1 protein-coding gene is annotated in these 770 nt (G+C 59.9%); it reads right to left on the minus strand.

Features of this window, described 5'->3' with window-relative positions; genetic code table 11:
* Positions 1–557: DUF1800 family protein (locus tag J7528_RS23725; protein WP_291879783.1), on the minus strand; the 557-nt coding region annotated here is incomplete at its 3' end.
* Positions 558–770: the final 213 nt, after the last annotated feature.

The raw sequence follows: 770 nt of genomic DNA on the forward strand, positions 1-770 counted from the left end.
CTCCTGAACTTGCCCAAGGCGTGCGGCCGGATCGCATTATCCTCGTAATCGCCCAGCATCGTCCGGATGTCGCGCTTTTCGGCAAGAATGTTAAAGTGGTTGGACCAGAACCACGTCATCTGTTCTTGCAGTTGGGCGGGAGAGTAGAGATCGCGAAGTAGAGATCTTGTGGTGATTTCTTCCCGAAGAGCGCGCATCGCCATTTGATAGGCCTTTTGCGCCGATTGCCGCTTGGGCGGATCTTGGATCAGCGCCGCCGCCTTGTTTTGAGCATCCATCTCCGCGGCGAGTTGCGCGATTGGCATGCGTGAAATCCGTAGCGCGTCGATCTGAGCTTGTACGGATGGAGGGAGTTGCGGCGACGAGTTCGATTGAAGTTGGGCATCGAGCCAGCGATCGATCCCCAAGCTCGTGGCGGACGCAACGCTCTCGGTGGTCCGCCCCCACGTGATCCGATCGACGAACGCCTCAATGGAAGGGCTCTGTCTTGCGCTCGCGGCCTGGGCTTCGCCAGCACAGGTTAGAAGTAGGAAAGCGGATATAAGCAGCGATCGCATCGTGACGCCTGTCGATGAGGGCGTCCTTAAGGATGGCGGCCTTCCGGGCCTTTTGAAGGCGTTGGGCGTTTATAGGGTAAGGAAAATGGGCCGGTGGATCGACCCGCCAGCCCCTTGAGTTCTAGCCGAACAGCGGCACGGGCCCGCGGCCGCCACCATTCCAGTTGGCCCAGTTGGGGAAGATGTAGGGCATGTCGGCGGGGCTGACGCCGT

The sequence above is a fragment of the Caulobacter sp. genome (assembly GCF_017744445.1).
Taxonomy (GTDB): domain Bacteria; phylum Pseudomonadota; class Alphaproteobacteria; order Caulobacterales; family Caulobacteraceae; genus Caulobacter.